The sequence below is a fragment of the Marinobacter sp. EhC06 genome, assembly GCF_001650915.1.
GTDB lineage: Bacteria > Pseudomonadota > Gammaproteobacteria > Pseudomonadales > Oleiphilaceae > Marinobacter.
Genome location: NZ_LXYO01000023.1, coordinates 448,136 through 469,152 on the forward strand (window position 1 = coordinate 448,136; position 21,017 = coordinate 469,152).

General features: G+C 59.6%; 21 protein-coding genes. 12 read left to right on the forward strand and 9 right to left on the reverse strand.

The genetic code is table 11. From position 1 onward, the window contains the following. The first annotated feature begins 5 nt into the window (after positions 1-5). The 5 genes from A8B84_RS12035 to A8B84_RS12055 are packed head-to-tail and all read left to right on the forward strand — an operon-like array spanning position 6 to position 4,752. A complete protein-coding gene (locus A8B84_RS12035; protein WP_064229411.1) occupies positions 6-671 on the forward strand; it encodes a methylamine utilization protein in 666 nt (221 codons plus the stop codon). Beyond that, a complete protein-coding gene (locus tag A8B84_RS12040; RefSeq protein WP_064229412.1) occupies positions 671-3,025 on the forward strand; it encodes a putative bifunctional diguanylate cyclase/phosphodiesterase in 2,355 nt (784 codons plus the stop codon). The genes A8B84_RS12035 and A8B84_RS12040 overlap by 1 nt, the downstream gene beginning before the upstream one ends. Continuing rightward, positions 3,022-3,897 carry a DUF3034 family protein gene (locus tag A8B84_RS12045; RefSeq protein ID WP_064229413.1) on the forward strand — a complete coding sequence of 292 codons (876 nt, stop codon included), beginning with the start codon at positions 3,022-3,024 and terminating at the stop codon, positions 3,895-3,897. The genes A8B84_RS12040 and A8B84_RS12045 overlap by 4 nt, the downstream gene beginning before the upstream one ends. 2 nt (positions 3,898-3,899) lie before the next feature. Next, entirely contained in the window at positions 3,900-4,349 is a 450-nt protein-coding gene (locus A8B84_RS12050) for a group I truncated hemoglobin (protein ID WP_082905153.1), read from the forward strand. A gap of 16 nt (positions 4,350-4,365) precedes the next feature. Beyond that, positions 4,366-4,752 (forward strand): DoxX family protein, encoded by a 387-nt coding sequence (locus A8B84_RS12055; protein WP_064229414.1) that lies wholly within the window; start codon positions 4,366-4,368, stop codon positions 4,750-4,752. 6 nt (positions 4,753-4,758) lie between these two features. Here A8B84_RS12055 and A8B84_RS12060 read toward each other — a convergent pair whose 3' ends face one another. After that, positions 4,759-6,555 (reverse strand): diguanylate cyclase, encoded by a 1,797-nt coding sequence (locus tag A8B84_RS12060; protein WP_227512811.1) that lies wholly within the window; start codon positions 6,553-6,555, stop codon positions 4,759-4,761. Positions 6,556-6,713: 158 nt separating this feature from the next. On the opposite strand from A8B84_RS12060, the gene A8B84_RS12065 reads away from it, so the two are divergent. Beyond that, the gene (locus tag A8B84_RS12065; RefSeq protein ID WP_064229415.1) at positions 6,714-6,944 is read left to right on the forward strand and encodes a DUF1653 domain-containing protein; all 231 of its coding nucleotides are present in this window, start codon (positions 6,714-6,716) and stop codon (positions 6,942-6,944) included. Positions 6,945-7,060: 116 nt separating this feature from the next. After that, positions 7,061-8,383, forward strand: coding sequence for a Na+/H+ antiporter family protein (locus A8B84_RS12070; RefSeq protein ID WP_064229416.1), 1,323 nt, complete (start codon positions 7,061-7,063; stop codon positions 8,381-8,383). A gap of 319 nt (positions 8,384-8,702) precedes the next feature. On the opposite strand, the gene A8B84_RS12075 is transcribed toward A8B84_RS12070, so the two are convergent. Both A8B84_RS12075 and prlC read right to left on the reverse strand, forming a co-directional pair. Then, positions 8,703-8,960, reverse strand: coding sequence for a YheV family putative zinc ribbon protein (locus tag A8B84_RS12075; RefSeq protein ID WP_064229417.1), 258 nt, complete (start codon positions 8,958-8,960; stop codon positions 8,703-8,705). 173 nt (positions 8,961-9,133) lie between these two features. Further along, on the reverse strand, positions 9,134-11,179 hold the full coding sequence (gene prlC / locus A8B84_RS12080; RefSeq protein ID WP_064229418.1) for an oligopeptidase A: 2,046 nt from the start codon (positions 11,177-11,179) through the stop codon (positions 9,134-9,136). A 223-nt stretch (positions 11,180-11,402) separates the two neighbouring features. Here prlC and A8B84_RS12085 point away from each other — a divergent pair, with 223 nt between their 5' ends. The 5 genes from A8B84_RS12085 to A8B84_RS12105 all read left to right on the forward strand — a co-directional run bounded on the left by A8B84_RS12085 (position 11,403) and on the right by A8B84_RS12105 (position 16,544). Beyond that, on the forward strand, positions 11,403-11,939 hold the full coding sequence (locus A8B84_RS12085) for a gamma carbonic anhydrase family protein (RefSeq protein ID WP_064229419.1): 537 nt from the start codon (positions 11,403-11,405) through the stop codon (positions 11,937-11,939). Positions 11,940-12,005: 66 nt separating this feature from the next. Beyond that, positions 12,006-12,251, forward strand: coding sequence for a hypothetical protein (locus A8B84_RS12090; RefSeq protein WP_064229420.1), 246 nt, complete (start codon positions 12,006-12,008; stop codon positions 12,249-12,251). After that, the gene (gene mdoH / locus A8B84_RS12095; RefSeq protein WP_082905154.1) at positions 12,244-14,355 is read left to right on the forward strand and encodes a glucans biosynthesis glucosyltransferase MdoH; all 2,112 of its coding nucleotides are present in this window, start codon (positions 12,244-12,246) and stop codon (positions 14,353-14,355) included. The genes A8B84_RS12090 and mdoH overlap by 8 nt, the downstream gene beginning before the upstream one ends. After that, positions 14,334-15,902, forward strand: a complete 1,569-nt coding sequence (locus tag A8B84_RS12100) for a hypothetical protein (RefSeq protein ID WP_064230083.1) — start codon at positions 14,334-14,336, stop codon at positions 15,900-15,902. Before mdoH ends, A8B84_RS12100 begins: the two co-directional genes overlap by 22 nt. 186 nt (positions 15,903-16,088) lie before the next feature. Then, entirely contained in the window at positions 16,089-16,544 is a 456-nt protein-coding gene (locus A8B84_RS12105; protein ID WP_064229421.1) for an Hsp20/alpha crystallin family protein, read from the forward strand. Positions 16,545-16,582: 38 nt separating this feature from the next. Here the strand turns inward: A8B84_RS12105 and A8B84_RS12110 are convergent, their stop codons facing one another. The 6 genes from A8B84_RS12110 to A8B84_RS12135 all read right to left on the reverse strand — a co-directional run bounded on the left by A8B84_RS12110 (position 16,583) and on the right by A8B84_RS12135 (position 21,008). Next, positions 16,583-16,900, reverse strand: coding sequence for a PA4642 family protein (locus tag A8B84_RS12110; protein WP_064229422.1), 318 nt, complete (start codon positions 16,898-16,900; stop codon positions 16,583-16,585). A 113-nt stretch (positions 16,901-17,013) separates the two neighbouring features. After that, positions 17,014-17,847, reverse strand: coding sequence for a flagellar motor protein MotB (locus tag A8B84_RS12115; protein WP_064229423.1), 834 nt, complete (start codon positions 17,845-17,847; stop codon positions 17,014-17,016). A gap of 4 nt (positions 17,848-17,851) precedes the next feature. Continuing rightward, positions 17,852-18,625, reverse strand: coding sequence for a motility protein A (locus A8B84_RS12120; RefSeq protein WP_064229424.1), 774 nt, complete (start codon positions 18,623-18,625; stop codon positions 17,852-17,854). A 55-nt stretch (positions 18,626-18,680) separates the two neighbouring features. Beyond that, complete coding sequence (aroE, locus tag A8B84_RS12125) at positions 18,681-19,508, reverse strand: shikimate dehydrogenase (RefSeq protein ID WP_064229425.1); 828 nt, start codon at positions 19,506-19,508, stop codon at positions 18,681-18,683. After that, a complete protein-coding gene (gene hemF / locus A8B84_RS12130; RefSeq protein ID WP_064229426.1) occupies positions 19,501-20,427 on the reverse strand; it encodes an oxygen-dependent coproporphyrinogen oxidase in 927 nt (308 codons plus the stop codon). Before hemF ends, aroE begins: the two co-directional genes overlap by 8 nt. An 8-nt stretch (positions 20,428-20,435) precedes the next feature. Beyond that, a complete protein-coding gene (locus A8B84_RS12135) occupies positions 20,436-21,008 on the reverse strand; it encodes an L-threonylcarbamoyladenylate synthase (RefSeq protein ID WP_064229427.1) in 573 nt (190 codons plus the stop codon). Positions 21,009-21,017 lie beyond the last annotated feature (9 nt).

The following is a 21,017-nucleotide window of genomic DNA, read 5'->3' on the forward strand; positions in this document are numbered from 1 at the left end:
GATTAATGAGAGTATCAGCGATTGCAGTACTGGCGGGCCTGTTGATGTCTGCCATGGCAGTGACAGCTAACGCGTACGAGCTGTCTGTAACCGTTAGCCTGGATGGCAGCAACGAGCCCGTGGCCAATGCCGTGGTTTCCGTGGACAGCGCCCGTCCCGGTACCCCGGTTTCTGCCGAAATCTATCAGAAGGATCGTGCCTTCCATCCACATGTGCTGGTGGTTCCCGTTGGCTCGAGCGTGGATTTCCCGAACCGCGACAATACCCAGCACCACGTGTACTCCTTCTCGCCGGCAAAAACCTTCAACATTGAACTGTACGCTGACCGCCCGGCTGCTCCGATTGTGTTCGACAAACCAGGTATCGTTGAGCTGGGCTGCAACATACACGATCACATGCAGGGCTTTGTGGTGGTCACCGATACCGCCTCAGTTGGCCAGACAGATGCCTCTGGACAGGTCACTTTGTCTATCGCACCTCAGGGTACCGAAAGCAGCCAGGACAAGGTGACAATTGAGATCTGGCACCCACGACTGCCAGACAACACACGCCCGGTCACCCGTGAAATCGAACGCGGCAGTGAGCCGGCAATCGTAGCCCTCAATCTTGAGCCCGAGCCTTCCGCAGAAGGCTCGCTGGACCGACTCCAGCAACGCTTTCGGGAGCTTTGATGGGTTTAGCGTCTCGTCTCGGATTCCGTGGCCGACTCATTGCCGCCATGATCTCGCTGGTGGCCCTGGTCAGTCTGGTGATCGTCGCCCTGTTGATGGTTTACCTGTTCGAGGATGAAAAAAGCCGGGCACTTGAACAGCTGGCCATCGGGGAGCGGTTGACCAACGAGGTCATTGACCGTCGCACCGATCTGGAGCTGTCCCGGCTCAGCGTCGTGGTGCAGGATTTCGGCTTCCGCTCGGCCATTGCCAGCCGCGACCCGGCAACCATCGACAGCGCCCTGGAAAACCACAGTGGCAGGGTTGGTGCCGACTTTGCGCTCTTGCTGGACAGCCAGGGGGAGCCCCTGGCCTCCACCCTGCAACGCTCCTTTCCTGCCATCACCCAGGAACAGCTGACACGCTCTCGCCGCAACGGATTTACCCGGTCACTGCGAGCCATAGACGGCAGGGGCTACGAGATTCTCATCATCCCGATAGAAGCGCCCGGGCTGCGGGCCTGGTTGGTTACCGGTTTTGCCATGGACCAGTCCCTGGCGGAGGTCATCGCCCGACTCAGTGGCACCTCGGTGATCTTCCGGGCGCGATCGGGCCAAAGCGATAGCCTGAGCAGTTTTGCCGCCACCACCAGCATCGACGACAAGCTGGAACAGGAGCTTGCAGGCGCATCCGACAACGCCAAGTTCATCGAAAGTGCCGGTTATTTCACCCGGATAATCAACCTGGGCGAATCAGACCCCGCCGCCGTCCAGGCCGTGCTGCTGATCAGCCGTGATGCCACACTCCAGAACTATTACCGAAGGTCCGTGGAAATAGCCCTGTTGGTGACCGCCATCCTGATTTTCGCCATTCTGCTGGCGCTGGTCATTGCCCGCAACCTCGGGCGCCCGGTGTTGCAGCTGGCAAGCTACGCGCGGGCTATCGGTGAGGGCACCACACCCGAGGCACCGGCCATCCGGGCCGGCGGCGAACTGACCCAGCTCCGCAACGCCCTCCGGGACATGCTGTCGGGCCTGCGGGAACGGGAAGCCCAGATCCGCTATGCAGCGACCCACGATGACGTCACCGGTTTGAAAAACCGGAACGCTCTGATGCAGGAGGCCGCCGAGCTGTTTGATAACCGAGGCCGGGCCACACTGGTGGGGATCCGACTGAACGACCTCTCCGACATCAACGATACTCTGGGTCTGGAATTCGGCGACAAGGTCCTGATTGGCATTGCCAAGCGGCTGCAGCAGGAACTGCAGGATGCACGAATCCTTGCCCGCACCGGCGGAGGGGAGTTCCTGGCCCTGATTCCTTCATTGCCGCCAGAAACCGGCGACCAGAGGGTCCGGGCACTGCACGAGGTCATCGAATCCCCGTTGCAGGTAGACCAGACCCCCTTCTCCTTGCGAGTTACCATCGTCACCATGGAACTGCCAGAGGACGCCGCCGATACCGATGCCCTGCGTCGCAGGCTCAATCTCACCTTCGAGCAGGCGGAGGCCCACCCCGAAGCCTTCACCCGCTACAAGCCCGGACAGGATGAAAGCCATCTACGGGAACTGAAGCTGGTTACCGATCTGCACGCCGCAATCCTGCATAACGGTTTGCACATGAACTACCAGCCGAAACTTAACAGCCAGACCGGCGAGCTGGTGCAGGTAGAGGCCCTGGTGCGATGGATTCACCCGGAGCTGGGTTTTATATCGCCGGAAGAGTTCATCTTTCTTGCCGAACAATCAGGGCAGATCCACGATCTGACAGCCCATATCCTGCAACGGGTGGCCAGCGATGCCCGACGTTGGTATGAACAGGGTGTTGACGCGGGCGTGGCTATTAACCTGTCCGCTATGGACCTCACCTGGCCCGCGCTGACCCGGCACATCGCGGAAACCTTTCACGGCTGGCACCACGGCCTGGAGCGGGTCACCCTGGAAGTCACTGAAAGTGCCCTCATGGAGGACCCGGAAGAGGCCATGGCCACCCTGAATCAGCTCCGGGAGCTGGGCGTGACGCTGTCAGTGGACGACTTTGGCACCGGCTACTCCTCTTTGTCTCAGCTGCGCAAGCTTCCGGTACAGGAGCTGAAAATCGACAAGTCATTCGTGCTGAAGCTGGATTCCGAGCCCCAGGACCAGCTGATTGTGCGGTCCACCATTGATATGGCCCACGGCCTCGGGCTGAAGGTGGTGGCAGAAGGCATAGAAAACCTGGAAGCCTGGCAGCTGCTGCAACACTGGGGCTGCAACCTCGGCCAGGGTTTTTACCTGAGCCGCCCGGTTGCCCCCGAGGATCTGCCGGAGACTGCCCGGTCTCTGGCTACCCGCAAAGGGGAACTAAGCCAACCCAACCCGGAGTATTCAGAATGACAGCAAGACGTCTGGTGACACTGACCATCGCGCTCCTGGTAGTACCGGCCGCCATGGCCGACATCGGCAGCCGGATCTGGGCGACCGGAGGCGTCACCACCATTGAGGGCAGTGCCGGCGGGGGGCTGGTACCCTGGGCGCTGCTGGGCAGTTACGCCAGCGACGAGGAGTGGGGCGGCACCGTGGCACTGGGCCGGGCTGAAGTGGACGATTACTCTCTCTCGGTGACCGGCGCCGGGCTGAACTGGAATAACCGCCTGGAGATCACCGTGGCCCAGCAGACCCTGGATCTGGACAGCCTGGTGTTTACCCTCAAAGACGGCTTCGGCCTTGAACAGGACGAGCTGAACCAGGATATTTTCGGCGCCAAGATCCGGCTCGTTGGCGATGTGCTTTACAGTCCCTGGGGCCAGTGGTCCGCCGGCGTGCAGTACAAGCGGCAGCGGGATTTCACCGTACCCTCGGCGATCGGCGCCCGGGATGACAGTGGCACCGATGTCTATGTCAGCGGCAGCAAGCTGTTCTTCGCCGCGGTGATGGAACGAAACCTACTGGTAAACCTGACAGCGCGGGCAACCCGGGCCAACCAGGGCGGGCTACTTGGTTTTGGCGGTGACCGTAACAACAGCCACGAACTGATGATGGAGGGCAGCGTCGGGCTTTTCCTCAACCGCCAGTGGCTGGTGGGCGCGGAATATCGGCAAAAACCGGACAACCTGGGGTTTGCCACCGAAGATGACTGGTGGGACCTGTTCGTGGCCTGGGTGCCGGACCGTCGTCTGGCGGTCACGGGCGCCCTGGTCAACCTGGGCGACGTTGCCACACTGGAAGACCAGCAAGGTCTGTATCTGTCGCTGCAGGGGAGTTTCTGAACATGGGCCTTACCAATCGCTACGCCACACTTTCCGCCCTGTTGATGATGCTGACACTGCTGCTCGGTGGCTGCCAGAGCCTGAATACCGAACCCGAAAACAGTCTTTATCAGCAGCTGGGTGAGCGGGAAGGCATCGCAAACGTGGTGGAAGACCTGCTTTACCTGATCGTCGAGGATGAGCGCATCAACCAGCAGTTCAAAGGCATGGATGTCGCCCAGTTCCACCGCAACCTCACGGATCAGCTGTGCGAGCTCAGTGGCGGGCCGTGCGCCTATAGCGGACGCGAGATGCGCGAACTTCATGCCGATATGGCGATTACCGACACGCAGTTCAACGCCCTGGCCGAGAACCTGATCCTGGCCATGGAACAGAACGACATCCCAACCGGCGCCCAGAACCGGCTGATCAAACAGCTGCTGCCGCTGTACCCTGACATTCGCAATCTGTAAAACGGAGACCTGTACCTTGCTCGAAAACGCTGATCTGGGAAAACTGATTATTCGCCTGACTCTGGGCGGCCTGATGCTGTTCCACGGCATTGCCAAACTGCTCAACGGCGTCGGCTTCATTGAAGGCGAACTGGCCAGCCACGGCCTACCAACCATCCTCGCCTACGGAGTGTACGTGGGTGAGATCATCGCGCCTTTGATGGTCATCCTTGGCTATCAGACCCGGATCGGTGCGCTACTGATTATTTTCAACATGCTGTTTGCCATTATTCTGGTTCACGGCAACGAGCTGCTAAGCCTTGGACGCAGCGGCGGCTGGGCACTGGAACTGCAGGGCTTCTTCCTGTTCACGGCAGTGGCGTTGATTTTCCTCGGACCGGGGCGGTACAAACTGAAGAACTGAGGCGCCTCAGGCGCCGGGCACGCTTGCCGCCCTGAAATCACGGGCCACCATGACCCGATTACGGCCAGACTCCTTGGCCGCATACAGTGCCTCATCGGCCTGACGGATCAGCTCCTGGGGCTCCATTTCTGACCCGGGCACGAGGCAAGCAACACCAACACTGATGGTAAGGCTGACCGGAGCCACCCGTTCGCCGGAATGCACCGGGGAACGGGCCACCGCCTGACGCACCCTCTCGGCAACCCGAACCGCTCCCTCTTCCGGGGTCGCCGGTAGCAGGATGCTGAATTCCTCGCCGCCGTAGCGGGCCAACAGATCCCCGGAACGTTGGACTTCTGCGGAGCACAGGGCGGCCACCTCGGTCAGGCAATCGTCGCCAACCAGGTGGCCCAGCTCATCGTTTACCCGCTTGAAGTGATCAATATCCAGCAGTAGCAGGCTCAACGGGTGACCGTGTCGCTGGGCCCGTCTCCACTCATCCTGGAGTTTTTCATCAAAACGTCGCCGGTTGGCCACATGAGTCAGCCCGTCAGTGAGGCTGATCGCCTTGAGCCGCTCATTGGCCCGTTCGAGCTCATCGGTACGCTCCTGAACCCGCATTTCAAGCGTCAGGTTGGCCTGCTGCTGGATTTCCAGTGCCTGTTCCTGGGCTTTATGGCGTTTGTGTCGTTCCAGGTTGATTCGGTAGGCGAGGGCAAAGGACAGCAGGACCACCTCCAGAGCAACGCCGATTTGGGGCATGAACTCAGTGAGGAAACTGCGCGGCATCATACCGAGCTTGCTGACGGCAAGAATCAGGTGACCGATCAGCAATGGCGTCCAGGCCAGTACATAGAAGCCGCCAAGGACCTGGCCCTTGCGCCAGACCAGAAAACCGATGAGCCAGGCCGCTGGTGTGACCACGGCCGCAATACCGCTAACCAATACGATGCCCGTCTGGTACCTGCCGAAGAGAGTGAAGACGAAGCAGGCAAAAATAGCGGTCAGAATCCACTGCAGAAACCGGTAGCTTCTGAGGCTGTATGACCGGACATTGAGGAACCGGATTGTAAAAATTATGGCGGAGAACAAGGCGACACAGATAACCGGAATGGTGAAATACCGGTTGATACCGGGGGCGTTCGGCCACAGCCACTGAAACAGCAGACCATTGAAATTGAGCTGAACCAGCCCGGTAAATACAACGGTCAGCACGTACCAGAGGTAGGTGGAATGGCGCACGATCACGTACAGAAAGAGATTGTAGAGCGCCATCGCAATAATGATGCCCAGAAACATCGTCTGCCAACCGTAAGAAAACTGCTCATTGGCGAGAAATTCCGCCGAGGGAGTAGCCTCGACTGGAATCTGGACAGATCCGAGCGTTTTTACCCGAACGAACGCCGTGACCGGCTCGGTGTTCGACGGCACCAGGAATACAAAATTACGATGGTGGATCGGGCGACTGCTGAATGGCAGAGTATCGCCCGTGTGATGGGTCTGGATCAGCTCACCGTTGAGCACCCAGTGCACAGAGACCTCATCCAGCAACGGATAGCCGATTTCCAGAACCCGATTCGCAGGCTCCGGCGGAATCCCGATCTTCAACCAGAAACTGCCGTCACTGAATCCCCGGTTAAACACCTCGCTGGCGCCGAATGCCTGCCAGGCTCCCGGGGACAGGCCGCGCACGTCGTCCAATGCCAGCTCATCCGCGGGCGCTTCCAGCCATTCGAAGGCCACTGGAGCGGCCTGAACAGGTGCACCGGCCAGACAGGCCAGCGACAATAAAAGCAGGAGGATGCAGGGAACCTGCCGCATCATAGCTGTTTCCGGTTTTCGGGCCCGTCCTGGTGTTCTACACTTTCAGGCCCTGACTGAGTCGTACGCATCCTTGCAATTGTTTCCAGTTTAGACGGTTGCGCGTGCTACGTCCTCCGTACCGACAGGGCCAGCATAGCCCGAATCCATTGAGGCCAATAATGACCGAGCGCAAGAACGAGATACGTCCGGGTAAATACCGACACTACAAGGGCAAGGATTATGAAGTCATCGGCGTTGCCCGGCACAGTGAAACCGAAGAGCAGATGGTGGTCTACCGCTGCCTCTACGGCGACTACAGCCTCTGGGTGCGCCCGCTGACCATGTTCCGGGAAACCGTTGAGGTCGCTGGAGAGCAGGTGCCTCGCTTTGCCCGCCTCGACGAAGCCTGACCGTTACACAACCGCTTTGACTACCGCGATCATTTCCTGCACATTACCGCGCTTTTCATGATGCCGGTCCCCACAAGGGGCCGGACAAACCATTAATTCCTACCCGGAGTTTTGCCATGAATGCCGTTGTTGCTGCGGTTGCCATCATGCTCGTCCTGAGTTTGTGCCGCATTCACGTTGTTGTTGCCCTCATCATCGGTGCCGTATCCGGCGGCCTGATTGCAGGAATGTCCCTGGAAGCCACCATCGAAGCCTTCAATAGCGGCCTGGGCGGCGGTGCCACCGTGGCACTGTCCTATGCCACCCTCGGTGCTTTCGCCGTTGCCATCGGCAAGTCCGGCCTGGCCCACGCCCTTGCCGACAAGGCCCTGGCCCTGGTCGGTCGCCAGGAAGAAGGCGCGGCCGTTAACGGCATCCGCTTCCTGATCATTGGCCTGCTGCTGGCCATTGCCATCTCGTCCCAGAATATCCTGCCGATCCACATTGCCTTCATACCGTTGGTAGTACCGCCGCTGCTGTACGTGATGGCAAAACTGAACATGGATCGCCGCCTGGTAGCCTGCGTGCTGACCTTCGGCCTGATTACACCCTACATGTTTTTGCCCGTGGGCTTTGGCGGCATTTACCTGAACGAGATCCTGATCGCCAAGATCAACGCCAACGGCGTCGATGCCTCCGGCCTGAGCGTCATGAAAGCCATGGCCCTGCCGGCACTGGGCATGCTGTGCGGCTTGCTGATCGCGGTCTTTTTCAGCTACCGCAGTGGCCGCACCTACAACCTGGAAACCATCACCAAAGCCGAGCGGGTAGACACCAGCTACAGCCCGCGCACCCTGGTTATGGCTCTGTTGGCCATCGTCACCGCCTTTGTGGTGCAGCTCTGGCTGGGCTCGATGATCCTGGGCGCCCTGGCAGGTTTCGTGCTCTTCAACCTGTCGGGTGTGGTGCGCTGGAAGGAGGCCGATGACCTGTTCACCGAAGGCATGAAGATGCTGGCCATGATCGGCTTCATCATGATCGCCGCGTCGGGTTTTGCCGAAGTGATGCGGGAAACCGGGGAAATCGCCAGCCTGGTGGACAGCTCCGTGGGCGTGATCGGTGAGAACAAGGCCATGGCCGCACTGCTGATGCTGGTGGTGGGTCTGCTGATCACCATGGGTATCGGTTCGTCCTTTTCCACCATCCCCATTATCGCGGCCCTGTACGTGCCTCTGGCCCTGCAACTGGGTTTCAGCCCGCTGGCCATCGTGGCCCTCGTTGGCACCGCCGGCGCCCTGGGCGATGCCGGCTCCCCGGCCTCTGATTCCACCCTCGGCCCCACCGCCGGCCTGAACGCCGACGGCCAGCACAACCACATCTGGGATACCGTGGTGCCGACGTTCCTGCACTACAACCTGCCGCTGCTTGGCTTTGGGTGGTTGGCGGCTATGGTTCTTTAAGTTCGGAAGTAGCTTTGTAGCCTTCGTGTTGAGGGGAGTTGCGAGGGGGCCGGGGTATTTTGCCCTTGGAAATGGCAACTCGCTGCGCTCAGACATCAATTTCCGGCGGGAAAAATACCCCGGCCCCCTCACATAGAAACCATCAGATATCGCTGAAAAGATTCTGTCTTAAAGAGATATCTTTTGAGTAAAACCGAGAGGGTGTGGGTGTGCTTTTCTGCCGGGAAAAAGATGTCTGAGCGAAGCGAGTTGTTTTTCCCAGAAGAAAAGCATTCCCATGGCCTCTCAGCCCCTCAACGAGAAGGCTGGGAGATAAGAATTAATCCTCGTCGTCAGCGGAAGACTTAAAAAACACCACCTGCTTGACCGTGTGATCGTCCTCGTTCTTGCGCTTGTTCACCCGGGTCTCGAGCTCGGGGTTGGACGGCTGTTCGGCGTCAGACACCGCGTCGGTGAAGCCACAGGCCACGCACTCGCGCACCTGGTCATCGTCGTCAGTGGTGAACATCATGATTTTGTCCATCTCCGCGCAGCGGGGACAGACGGCGCCGGCGATAAAACGTTTTGGACTCGCCATTTTAAAACTCCCGTATATTTGGGCAGTGGTTGTCGGGTTACGGCCGTTGGCCTAACCCGACCTACTTACTCCCGCCATGCCTGGATCGAAACGTCATGTAGGTCGGATTAGCAAAGCGTAATCCGACATCAGCCGGATCCGCTCCAAAGGCTGCCAAACAACCCTCGCTATCGTCAGGCAGCTTCGTCAGCGATGCCGGTTTGTTTCAGTAGCGCATCCACCTGCGGTTCGCGACCCCGGAAGGCCTTGAACAGTTCCATCGGCTCCTGTGAGCCGCCTTTCTCCAGGATATTGTGGAGGAAGGCCTTCCCGGTTTCCGGGTCGAAGATGCCTTTCTCCTCGAACAGGGAGAAGGCATCGGCCGCCAGCACTTCCGCCCACTTGTAGCTGTAGTAGCCAGCCGCATAGCCACCGGCAAAGATGTGCGAGAAGGAGTTGGGGAAGCGGTTGAATTCCGGGGCTTCCACCACGGCAATCTCGCTGCGCACCTTGCGATGCATATCCAGCGGGTTGGTGGGCGATTCGTCGGTGAATTCCGCGTGCAGGCGGAAGTCGAACAGTGAGAATTCGAGCTGGCGCACCATGCCCATGCCAGACTGGAAGTTCTTGGCCGCCAGCAGTTTCTGCAGCAGGTCTTCCGGCAGCGGTTCACCGGTTTCGTGGTGCGAAGCGATCAGGCCCAGGGATTCCGGATTCCAGCACCAGTTTTCCAGGAACTGGCTGGGCAGCTCGACGGCGTCCCAGGCGACACCGTTGATGCCGGACACATCCAGCACGTCCACCTGAGTCAGCATGTGATGCAGGCCATGGCCAAATTCGTGGAACAGGGTGGTGACCTCATCGTGGGTCAGCAGTGACGGCTTGCCGTTGACCGGCGGGGTGAAATTGCAGGTCAGGAAGGCCACCGGCAGCTGGAGCTGGCCACGGAGGTTGCGCCAGCGCACGCGGCAATCGGCCATCCAGGCGCCACCACGCTTGCCCTGGCGGGCGTACAGGTCAAGATAGAACCAGGCCAGGGGCTCGCCATTGCGGCTGATGCAGTAGGCGGTGGCATCCTCGTGCCAGGTTTCGACTTCCGGCTTCGCTTCGATCTGCACGTCGAACAGTTTCTCGGCCACCCGGAACAGTCCAGGTACCACCTTGTTTACCGGGAACCAGGGTCGCAGGGTTTCCGGAGAGATGTCGTAGCGCTTCTGGCGAAGCTTTTCACTGTAATAGCCGATGTCCCAGGCCTGCAGTTCCTCGGCGCCGTGTTCGTCTTTTGCGAACGCCTTCAGCTCGGCAAATTCTTTCTCGGCCTGGGGCTTGGACTTGGCCGCCAGCTGGTTCAGGAAGCCAAGCACCTCGTCGCTGCTGCGGGCCATCTTGGTGGCCAGGGAGCGCTCGGCGTAGTTGTCAAAGCCCAGCAGTTTGGCCTGGGCGTGGCGGCGCTTGAGGATCTCCGCCATCACCGGGGTGTTGTCCCACTGGCCTGCATCGGGGCCCTGGTCGGAGGCGCGGGTCACAAAGGCTTCATAGACTTCCCGGCGCAGATCCCGGTTGTCACAGTAGGTCATGACCGGATAGAAACTGGGGAAATCCAGGGTGATCACATAGCCTTCCAGCTCTTTCTGGCGGGCAGCCTGCTTGGCGCTCTCAATGGCGGTTTCGGGAACCCCGGCCAGCTCATCTACATCGGTAATGTGCTTGAACCAGTGCTGGGTAGCATCCAGCACGTTGTCGCTGAACTTGTTGGACAGCTCGGACAGCTCCCGGGACAACTCGGCATACTGCTTTTTCTTGTCTTCCGGCAGGTCGACACCACCCAGATGGAAATCCCGGAGGGTGTTTTCCACAGACTTGCGCTGGGCTTCGCTCAGGTTCTTGAAGTCGTCTAGCTCGGCCAGCTTCTTGTAGGCGTTGCAGAGAGCCGCGTTCTGGCTCACCTCGGTGCTGTACTCGGTGAGCTTCTCCAGGCAGTTCTTGTACACCTTGCGCAGCTCGTCGTTGTTCATCACGCCGTTCAGGTGTGAAATCACCGACCAGGCATTGCTCAGCTTGTCGTCCAGCGCCTGCATCGGCTGCGCCAGGGTCTCCCAGGTGGGATCCTCCTGCTCGGCCAGCTGGCTGATTTTCATCCGGTTTTCACTGAGAATCTGGTCAATTGCCGTTTCCATATGTTCGGTGCGAACATGGTCGAACTTCGGCAACAGGTCGTCAGTCAGTAACGGGTTATTCATAGGTCCCCTTCTCAGCTAGTCGAATCTTGGGTAGTTTGGTTTCTTCAGGTTATGGGGCTGGCACCTGTGGGAGAGGCCTTTCCAAAACACGCTCCTTGCGGCACGTCCCTGTGACGCTTGGCTCTCGCCATCCTTGGCGAGAGACAGTTTTGGAAAGGCCTCTCCCACAGCCGCCTCCGGCCTCGGGGTAAACCTGAACATTCTAGAACACAGGTACTATGTAATGACGAATATACGTTCACACAAGGGTATCACGCCATATTTTGGGGAACGGGCGTGGGTAGATCCAAGTGCGGTGGTGATTGGCGATGTTGAAACCGGCGATGACGTTTCCATCTGGCCGATGACCGTGGTGCGTGGCGATATGCACAAAATCCGTATCGGGCATCGATGCAGCATCCAGGATGGGTCGGTTCTGCATATCACCCACGCCAGTGACTATAACCCCGGTGGTTATCCGCTCACACTGGGCGACGATGTGACTGTGGGCCACAAGGCGCTGCTGCATGGCTGCACCATTGGCAGTCGGGTTCTGGTGGGCATGGGCTGCATCATTATGGATGGCGCCGTGGTGGAGGACGAGGTGATTGTTGCCGCGGGCTGTCTGGTGCCACCGGGAAAAACCCTGGAATCCGGGCATCTGTATGTGGGATCGCCCTGCAAAAAAGCCCGGGCGCTGACCGAGAAGGAGCGGGGGTTCTTCAAATACACCGCCGCCAACTACGTCCGCCTGAAGGATGAGTACCTTAACGATCAGTAAGCCAGTGGTCTGAACTCAAGGCCGTAGCCGTATGTTTCGGGGTAACCTTGGATCCCGGAGACCCTTGTGGATACATCGGACGAACCGTTTGATCGAGCATTGCTGTACCTGCGTGCTGCAGGCCACGATACCGGCCCGGAAACCCGGGCACAGTTGTACAGCATGTTGCAGGCGCGCGGGGCTGAGAAACCGGCCTTGAGTCCCGGGCAATTACTGGAGCATATGCCCCTGTGGTTTGCGCTGCCCGAGCCGCGTGTGGGTCGTCATCTGCCACCGATAACGCGGGCCAGTATCGGGTATCCCCGTGAATAATGCTGGCTCCTGGCGCCCGATTGCCTTCCGGCGGCGCTTCCTGCTTGTCCTCCTTGTCGCCGCTCAGACCCTGGCCGGCATATTTCTGTTTGCCCAGACTGTCCCGGACCAGGCCGGCTCCGGAACAATCGCCCTATTGCTGATAGTATTCGGGGTGTTGTTTGCCTGGATTGGCGTGGGTTTCTGGACGGCGGTTTTCGGATTCGTTGTCCTTCGTTTCGGTGGCGACCCCTGGAGCCTTTCCAGCCGTGTAAGGCCCAATGGGGCCCCGGAGCCGCTCTCTGCCCCAACCGCTGTCGTGATGCCCATCTGCCATGAACCGGTACAGCATACCCTCGGTGGCTTGAAAGCGATCATTCAGGATCTCGAGCAACAGGGGCAGGCCGGGGCTGTGGATTTCTACGTGCTTTCGGACAGTCGTGACCCGGACATCTGGCTGGAGGAACAGGCGACCTGCGAGCAAATACGTCGGGAGCTGGGTCCTGGTCAGCAGCTGTTCTACCGGCGACGCAACATCAACCTGAACTACAAGAGCGGCAATATCGCCGATTTCCTGCGTCGATGGGGTCGCCGCTACCGCTATATGGTGGTGCTGGATGCCGACAGTCTGCTCAGTGCCCACTGCATTACCCGGCTTATACAGCTCATGGAAGCCCGGCCCGAGGCGGGGATCATCCAGACCACACCCCGCCTGGCCCGGGCAGAAACCCGGTTTGCCCGCCTGCAACAATTTGCCAACCGCTGTTATGGCAGGCTCTACAGTGCCGGACTGGCAGCCATCCAACTGGGGGAAGCCACTTACTGGGGCCACAATGCGATCATCCGGGTAGCCCCGTTTATGGCCCATTGTGGACTACGCAAGCTTCGGGGTCCCGGCCTGTTCCGGGGGCCTGTGCTCAGCCATGACTTCATCGAGGCTGCACTGATGGGCCGGGCAGGCTACGAAGTGTGGCTGGAACCGGCCATCGCCGGCAGTTTCGAGGAATCACCGCCGACACTCGAAGATGACCTGATCCGCGACCGGCGCTGGTGTCGGGGCAATCTCCAGCACCTGTGGCTATTGGTAACCATGGGCAAGATCCGAATGGCCCACCGAATGGCCCTGTTGACCGGTATTCTCTCCTATCTGGCTTCTCCGCTCTGGCTGCTTTTCCTGGGCTTATCGGGCTATGTGGCGTTGGCCGGACCGACGCCAGAGCCAGCGCTACCCGGCGTGATGGCCGCAAACGAAGCCGGCTCTGGTGCTGGCAGCCTGCTGGTTGCCGTAACTGCACTGCTACTCTTCGGCCCGCGGCTTCTTGCCGTGGCGGACCACGGGCTGGCCAGGCGAACCCTCGCGTTTGGCGGATTGTTCAGGCTCTATGGCAACACCCTCATTGAAACACTGGCGGCGCTGGCGCTTGCCCCGATCCGGATGCTGATTCACACCCTTCATGTGGTCCGGGCTCTGCTGAACCTAAAAGTGGGCTGGCAGGGGCAGAACAGAGCCGGCGGCCTCAGTCCGGACCTCAGCCTCCATAACTTTGGCCTGCTTCTGTTTTCAGCAGCCGCAGGCCTTGCACTGATTCACTGGCAGGCACCAACCCTGACGCCCTGGGCCCTGCCGGTATTGGCACCGGTGTTTCTGGCACCGGCCCTGGCCTGTTGGCTGGGCCGAAAGCCCGGCACAGATACCTGGCTGCAAGTGCCGGAGGATGGTCAGATCACAAGAGTGATTGAACTCGCCGATTCCACATCCCCACTTCACCATGATCCAGGCAGGTTGAGCTGGTTCGAACAGATGGTTCTGTCGCCAGTCTTTGCCCGGGCTTCCCAATCTGGTGCTCAGCCGGCCACCGGTAAAAAAGCACGGGCACTGGAACGCCTGGTCGATCGCTGTGCCACAGAAGGCAAACAGGCCCTGACTCACCGGGAACTCACCCTGATCTGCAATCATCCGGAGGCCCTGGAAGCTCTGCATTGGCGGGCCTGGCATGCCACTCCAGAATCGCCCTGGCGGGCCGTGCTTGGCTGCATGGCGCAATCGGTTGAAAGTGCTTCCCCGGCAGCGGTGTCCTTGCCCCGTCGCCGAGAGGAACTGGCATGGGTGGAGGTAGCGTCTTGATACTGGTCTGGCTGCTCATCCTGAACGGGTTATTGCTGCTGCCCGCCCTGGCATTGCCCGGGGACAATCCCTGGTTTTCCCTGGAAGCCCTGATCATCTGGGCCGTCGTTTGCGGGCTCAGGGTGCCGGAACAGCGGTATCGCGTCACCCAAATGCTGGCCGTTCTGTTTGGGCTGCTGGTGCTTCTTGTTCTGGCAGATGCCCTGGTTCGGGAAAGTCTTGGCCGCGGGCTGAACCTTTATCTGGAACTTGGCCTGCTGGATGCGGCCTGGAACCTGCTGGATACCAACCTGGGAGGCGTTCTGGCGTTGCTGGCTCTCGTCGCCCTGGCTGCGGTGGTGGCCGGGACAGGCTGGGTATTTCAACATGGACTGCAACGGCTGGCGCATCATTCTCCGGCTCGCCTGGGGAACCCCCTCTGGCTGGTGTCAGGCCTGTTCCTGGCCGGGGCCGTGACCCCGTGGATCGGTAGCCCGGCGCTGGCCTTTGTTGCCAATCAGGCCTCCCTGATCAATCACACTCATCAGACAACCCGGAGCTTTGCCAAAGAGCTGAGCGCTCGACCGGGGCGGGAAAACCAGCCGACGCCGTTGCCTGGACTGGCGCGAACCGATGTGATTCTGGGGTTTATTGAATCCTACGGCGTCTCCACGGTCACTGACGAGCGCTACCGTTCCATAGTCGGCCCAGGCCTTGAAGCCATGGGCCGGTCACTCAACGCGGCGGGGCTGACGGTCGCCACCGGCAGGCTGCAGTCGCCGATCCAGGGTGGCCAGTCCTGGCTGGGCCACCTGTCAGTACTCAGTGGCCAGTGGATTCACAACCAGCTTGCCTACGAAACACTACTCAGCAGCGGCTACGCGACTCTGATCGATGATTTCCGCAGCACCGGGCACAAAGCCGTGGCCGTAATGCCAGCTATCACCCAGGCTTGGCCTGAGGGCCGACTGTTCCGATACGACCAGATCTACGATCACGATGATCTGGATTACCAGGGGCCGCCATTTAACTGGGTCACCATGCCCGACCAGTACACCTGGCACCGGTTTCAGGCTATCCGCGAAGCTCACCAGGGGCCGCTGTTCGCCGAACTGGCCTTGATCAGCAGCCACGCACCCTGGGTTCCGATCCTGCCGGTGCTTGATGACTGGCAAAGCATCGGCAACGGAGAGGTGTTCCGGAACTGGGAGGGTGCTGGCGAGGCACCGGTTTCGTTATGGCGGGAACCGGATCGGGTCCGCCAGCATTATGGGCAGGCAATTGCCTATGCCCTGGAAGTTGCCGGAGGTTTCGCCGCTCACCATCTAAGGCAGGACGCCCTGATGATCATTCTGGGTGACCATCAGCCGGCACCACTGATTACGGGTGAGGACGCCAGTCGGGATGTCATTGTCCATGTCATAAGCGCTGATCCGTCGCTGGTAGCTCCCTTCCTTTCCGGCGAATTGCCGGGATTTCGACCGGGTATCCGGCCCGATCCGGAAACAGCGGGAGCCACCATGAGCCGATTCCGCCCGTTTTTACACCGCCATTTCGGCGAACTCTGAACCCTATTTGACCCTGATCAAAATTCCATCAACCCCGCCCTTGAAAACATCCGCGCTGAACCTACATTGGGTACTAGCAGAAGTTCACGGATAACCATCCGGCTGGCGCCACCGGCATGGAGCTGTTCCGCGATCGAAGCTGATGTCAAACATCCAGATTCGTTCCGTTAAAAGGAGGAGTTCCTTATGAGCAATCTTACCCGCTGGAATCCGGTCAATGAATTCGAAGACCTGATAAACCGCTATAATCGCATGTTCGGCCTGGCACGCTCGGGAAGCGAGCGCGAAGGCAAAGACCTGTTCAGCCGCAGCGACTGGGCTCCGGCTGTGGACATCAAGGAAACCCCGGAGGCCTTTACCATCGAGGCCGAATTGCCGGGCATGTCAAAGGAAGACGTAAAGGTGACAGTACACGAGGGCGTTCTGAGCATTCAGGGTGAACGCAAGAGTGAGAACGAGACCGACGACAAGAAGCACCACCGGATAGAGCGTTTTTACGGCAGCTTCCTGCGCCGCTTCACGCTGCCAGAGAATGTCGATGAGAATAGCGTGAAGGCGAACTTCAAGGACGGCATGCTGACCCTGACGCTCCAGAAAGCCGAACCAAAAGAGCCCAAAGCCATTGAAGTCGACGTGCAGTAAACGCCGACAACCTCAGGCAACACACGACTGCACCGGGATCAGATTCCGGCTGCGGTCGTTTTTTTGGCACCGGCCTTTTCCAGCGCCCGGGCATAATCCACACTGCGGCGATGCCGGGAAATCAGGTCCAGAATGGTTTCCCCGTCCGGGCCGGTGGCATTCAGATCCCGTCCTTCGGCAACGAAAAATCCGATAAAGCGTTCGAAATCTTCCGCCCGCATGGCCTGGTAGGCTTTCAACAGAGCGTTATAGTCGGCATTTTCAGCGGCATCCCAGGGGCGGATATCCAGAAAACTCCTGACCCGCTCATCGCTCCATTCTTCGCCAATCACTTTCGGCTTGTCCGGTCCACTCATGGTTGCTCTCTCGCTTCGCTGTGCCAGTCAATTATCGGGCGCACAGTATAAAGCCCTGAAAGCTGGACAGTTATATGGATTGCGAATGAGAAGCTACGCCTCAGATATAAGGCTCAGGGCATGATTTCGACGGGCAGGTCGCCGGTGGACACCTCGTCGTTGCATTCGGGATTGCGAATGGCAATTTCCACCCGGCGGTTCAGAGCCCGGTTCTCCGGGGTGTCGTTCGGCGCAAGCGGGTTGGTCTCGGCACGCCCGGCCGCAACCACCCGTTCGGCCGGTACCTGGCGGTTCATCACCAGCTCGTGCACCACGGACACTGCACGGGCCGCCGAAAGATCCCAGTTAGAGCGGTAGCGGTCACTGGAAATGGGCCGGTCATCGGTGTAGCCGGACACCAACACATCGCCGGTACAGGCGGACAGCACGTTGACCACCCGTTCGATGATCGGGATCATCTCGGGCTTGATGGCGGCCTCACCGGATCGGAAGGTAGCTTCCTCGGAGAAGCGGATCACAACCTGGTTCTGATCGTAATTGACACTCAGGGCTTCCGAAGCCACCTCCGATTCCAGTTCCCGGATCATCCGGCTGGCCAGATCAATCACACCACCCGGAATCTGGGTGGGCGCGACACCCTCTGCGCGTTCATCAATAAACTCCGGCTCCCTCGTCTGGGATTCCGTTGGCTCGGGGAGGGATACCGTCTCGGATTCAATCATGGTCAGCGGGGAACCACCGATATCCTCGGCCAGGACATTGCTGGAGCCAAAAGCGACCGCCATGGAATTGGCCATGGCCCGGTACTTCTCAACGTCCATTTCGGCAAACGACAACAGCAGTATGAAAAAGGTCAGCAGCAGGGTGGCCAGATCGGCAAAGGTAACGATCCAGGCCGGCGTCTGGTTCTGCAGACGCTTCCTGTTTTTCTTCTGGACCAGTTCCAAACCCTCAGGCCTCCCGCTCCGGCGCCAGGCCGGTGCGCTGCGCCGGGTGGACAAACGAAGACAGCAGTTCGGTCATTACCCGGGGATTCTCGCCGCGCATGATGTTCTTGATGGATGTAATGATCAGCATCTGGTTCCGGGCCTCATCCTCGGCTTTCAGCTGCAGCTTGTCGGCCAGGGGCAGGGCAATCAGCTGGGCAATAAACGCACCGTACAAGGTGGTGAGCAGGGCAATCGCCATGGCCGGGCCAATGGAGGACGGATCATCCAGGGTGTTGAGCATCTGTACCAGACCCACCAGGGTGCCCAGCATGCCAATGGCCGGGGCCGATTCGCCGATGCCACGGAACACTCGCTCGGCCACTTCGTATCGCTCGGCGGTCTGCTGGGTTTCCTGGGCCAGTGCCTCCTCCACCAGTTCCGGCGGGTGGCCGTCGACACACAGATTGATCGCCTTCTGGAGAAACTCATTATCCGTCTGGTGGTTCTCCAAGCCCAGAATGCCCTCTTTGCGCACCACCATGGCCAGCGAGCCCACTTCCCGGATCAGCTCCGCCGGCCGCGCCATGCGGTCGGTAAACGCGGCAGACATGGCCAGGCGGAAGGCGCTCATCACCGACGCCATGCGGAACTTGATCAGGGTTACAGCAAAGGTCCCGCCCACCACAATGGCAAGCCCCGGAAGGTTCAGGAAGGTCAGGAAGGAGGCATTGGCCAGCATCGCCAGAATGACGATCAGGACACCAGCCACGAGCCCTACAAGGGTAAGAATATCCATCAAAAATCCCTACGGAATGTTGACTCTGAGCATAGCCCAATCCGGGGGCAGCGGCTCAGTCGTTACGCAATTCCTCAATGACAGGGCGGGTGGCAGGGCTGATGCCGCGCCAGATCCGGAACGATTCCGCTGCCTGTTCTACCAGCATACCAAGCCCGTCATGAACGATCTGTGCGCCCTGTTCAAGTGCCCACTGATTGAAGGTGGTGGTCTGCAGGGAATACATCATGTCGTAGACCACGGTTTTCTCCGCAATCACCTTCGGTGACAGTGGGGGCAAATCGCCCTGGAGGCTCGCACTGGTGCCATTGATGATCAGGTCATACGGCTCAGAGGGCTGTTCGAAGCCGCAGGCGGAAAGCGCGGTCTCACCCGCCACCGGTGTAAACAGTTCGACCAGGGCTTCAGCCTTGGTGACCGTCCGGTTGGCAATGGTTATTGAGGCAGGATGCTCCGCCAGGATCGGACCAAGAACACCACGAACCGCACCGCCGGCACCCAGCACCAGAATGTGCGCCGCCTTCAGAGTAACACCATGGTTGCTGACAAGATCCCGGACAATACCGCAACCGTCGGTGTTGTCAGCGGTGAGCCGGCCATCGTCATCTAGGTACAGGGTATTGGCTGCCCCGGCATTTTCGGCCCGTTCGGTACGGCGATCGGCCAGCTTCCAGGCTTCTTCCTTGAAAGGTACGGTCACATTCAGGCCCTTTCCGCCCCGCTCAAAGAATTGCTTCACGGTGCCAGCGAAATCATCCAGCGGAGCCTGGATGGCGGTATACTCAACCGGCTCGCCGGTCTCGCTGGCGAACAGGCTGTGAATCCTCGGCGATTTGCTGTGGCTGATGGGGTTGCCAACAACCGCATAGAGATCGTTACTCATCTTTGCTCTCCAGCCAGTTGCGACCGGTCAGAAAATAGTCGGTAAGCCGGGCTTCTTCTGAGCCGGGCTCGGCGGTCCGGTTGTAGTCCCAGCGCACCAGGGGCGGCAGAGACATCAGTATGGATTCTGTTCGACCACCGGATTGCAGGCCAAACAGAGTGCCACGGTCATAGACCAGATTGAATTCCACGTAACGCCCGCGCCGGTAGAGCTGGAAATCCCGCTCTCGGTCACCGAAAGGGTGATCCATGCGGCGCCGGACAATGGGTTCGTAGGCATCAATATAGCTGTCACCCACGGCTTTCATCAGGCCGAAATCCTGCTCGAAGTCGCCGGTGTTGTGATCATCAAAGAACAGACCACCGACACCCCGGGGTTCGTCCCGGTGTTTCAGGTAAAAGTAGTCGTCGCACCAGTCCTTGAAGCGTTTATAGATGCCCTCTCCAAACGGTTCACAGGCGGCGCGGGCTGTCCTGTGCCAGTGCACACAGTCTTCCTCGAAACCGTAGTAGGGCGTGAGGTCGTAGCCACCACCAAACCAGTACACCGGCTCACTGTCCTTCGGCGTGGCAATAAAGAACCGGACATTGGCGTGAGAGGTCGGCACATAGGGATTGTTTGGGTGGATAACCAGCGACACGCCCATGGCCTGCCAGGGAGCACCGGCCAGGTGCGGACGATGGGCCGTGGCCGAGGCCGGCATGGTGTCACCCATCACATGGGAGAAATTGACCCCGCCTTTCTCGAACACCCTGCCTTCGGTGATCACGCGGCTGACACCGCCGCCGCCTTCCGGCCGGTCCCAGGCATCCCGGATAAACGATGCACCGTTTTCGACAGCCTCCAGCCGGCTACAGATAGACTCCTGCAGTCCCAGCAGATACTGCTTTACCGCCTGGCTATCGGGTTGCTGTGCCATAAACGCTCCTAACGAAGTTGCTGACCGCTGACAATATCAATAATACGGCTGGGTTTGCGATTGCCACCCAGTGCCCCAGGCACGATCCAGTCAAGCTGATCACCAAAGTAGCCCCTGACCTGCCAGATATGCCGGGCTGGCTGACGCCCGGCCGGATTGCAGGAGGTGGAAACCAGGGGCATTCCGGTGGCTTCACAGAGGGCACGTACCACAGGGTGCTGGCTGACCCGGACTGCAATGGAGCTATGTTTTCCACGAACCCATTCTGGAATCTGCCGCTCTATGTCTGGCAACAGACAGGTCACGGGGCCGGGCCAGTGACGCTCTGCCTCGGCTTGCAGCGCTCGAGGCAGTGGGTCCAACAGGAAGCGGATCTGGTCAACGGTCGAAGCCACCAGAATCACGCCTTTTTCGACCGGGCGCTGCTTCAGCTCCAGAATCCGCTCCACGGCCTCCTCGTCCCAGGGATCACAACCCAGGCCCCAGACAGCTTCGGTGGGATAGGCGATAACACCGCCACTGAAAACCGTGCGGCGGGCACAATGCAATTGCCAGTCAGAAAGAGGATGGGAATTGGGCATACAGCTCTG

What these genes read in the sequence shown, in the direction of transcription:
- prlC (WP_064229418.1), bottom strand. Translation starts at nt 11,179, where the DNA reads ATGAATAACCCGTTACTGACTGACGACCTGTTGCCGAAGTTCGACCAT.
- A8B84_RS12085 (WP_064229419.1), top strand. Translation starts at nt 11,403, where the DNA reads ATGACGAATATACGTTCACACAAGGGTATCACGCCATATTTTGGGGAA.
- A8B84_RS12065 (WP_064229415.1), top strand. Translation starts at nt 6,714, where the DNA reads ATGACCGAGCGCAAGAACGAGATACGTCCGGGTAAATACCGACACTAC.
- A8B84_RS12075 (WP_064229417.1), bottom strand. Translation starts at nt 8,960, where the DNA reads ATGGCGAGTCCAAAACGTTTTATCGCCGGCGCCGTCTGTCCCCGCTGC.
- A8B84_RS12070 (WP_064229416.1), top strand. Translation starts at nt 7,061, where the DNA reads ATGAATGCCGTTGTTGCTGCGGTTGCCATCATGCTCGTCCTGAGTTTG.
- A8B84_RS12045 (WP_064229413.1), top strand. Translation starts at nt 3,022, where the DNA reads ATGACAGCAAGACGTCTGGTGACACTGACCATCGCGCTCCTGGTAGTA.
- A8B84_RS12135 (WP_064229427.1), bottom strand. Translation starts at nt 21,008, where the DNA reads ATGCCCAATTCCCATCCTCTTTCTGACTGGCAATTGCATTGTGCCCGC.
- aroE (WP_064229425.1), bottom strand. Translation starts at nt 19,508, where the DNA reads ATGAGTAACGATCTCTATGCGGTTGTTGGCAACCCCATCAGCCACAGC.
- A8B84_RS12040 (WP_064229412.1), top strand. Translation starts at nt 671, where the DNA reads ATGGGTTTAGCGTCTCGTCTCGGATTCCGTGGCCGACTCATTGCCGCC.
- A8B84_RS12120 (WP_064229424.1), bottom strand. Translation starts at nt 18,625, where the DNA reads ATGGATATTCTTACCCTTGTAGGGCTCGTGGCTGGTGTCCTGATCGTC.
- hemF (WP_064229426.1), bottom strand. Translation starts at nt 20,427, where the DNA reads ATGGCACAGCAACCCGATAGCCAGGCGGTAAAGCAGTATCTGCTGGGA.
- A8B84_RS12105 (WP_064229421.1), top strand. Translation starts at nt 16,089, where the DNA reads ATGAGCAATCTTACCCGCTGGAATCCGGTCAATGAATTCGAAGACCTG.
- A8B84_RS12050 (WP_082905153.1), top strand. Translation starts at nt 3,900, where the DNA reads ATGGGCCTTACCAATCGCTACGCCACACTTTCCGCCCTGTTGATGATG.
- A8B84_RS12035 (WP_064229411.1), top strand. Translation starts at nt 6, where the DNA reads ATGAGAGTATCAGCGATTGCAGTACTGGCGGGCCTGTTGATGTCTGCC.
- A8B84_RS12110 (WP_064229422.1), bottom strand. Translation starts at nt 16,900, where the DNA reads ATGAGTGGACCGGACAAGCCGAAAGTGATTGGCGAAGAATGGAGCGAT.
- A8B84_RS12100 (WP_064230083.1), top strand. Translation starts at nt 14,334, where the DNA reads ATGGGTGGAGGTAGCGTCTTGATACTGGTCTGGCTGCTCATCCTGAAC.
- A8B84_RS12060 (WP_227512811.1), bottom strand. Translation starts at nt 6,555, where the DNA reads ATGATGCGGCAGGTTCCCTGCATCCTCCTGCTTTTATTGTCGCTGGCC.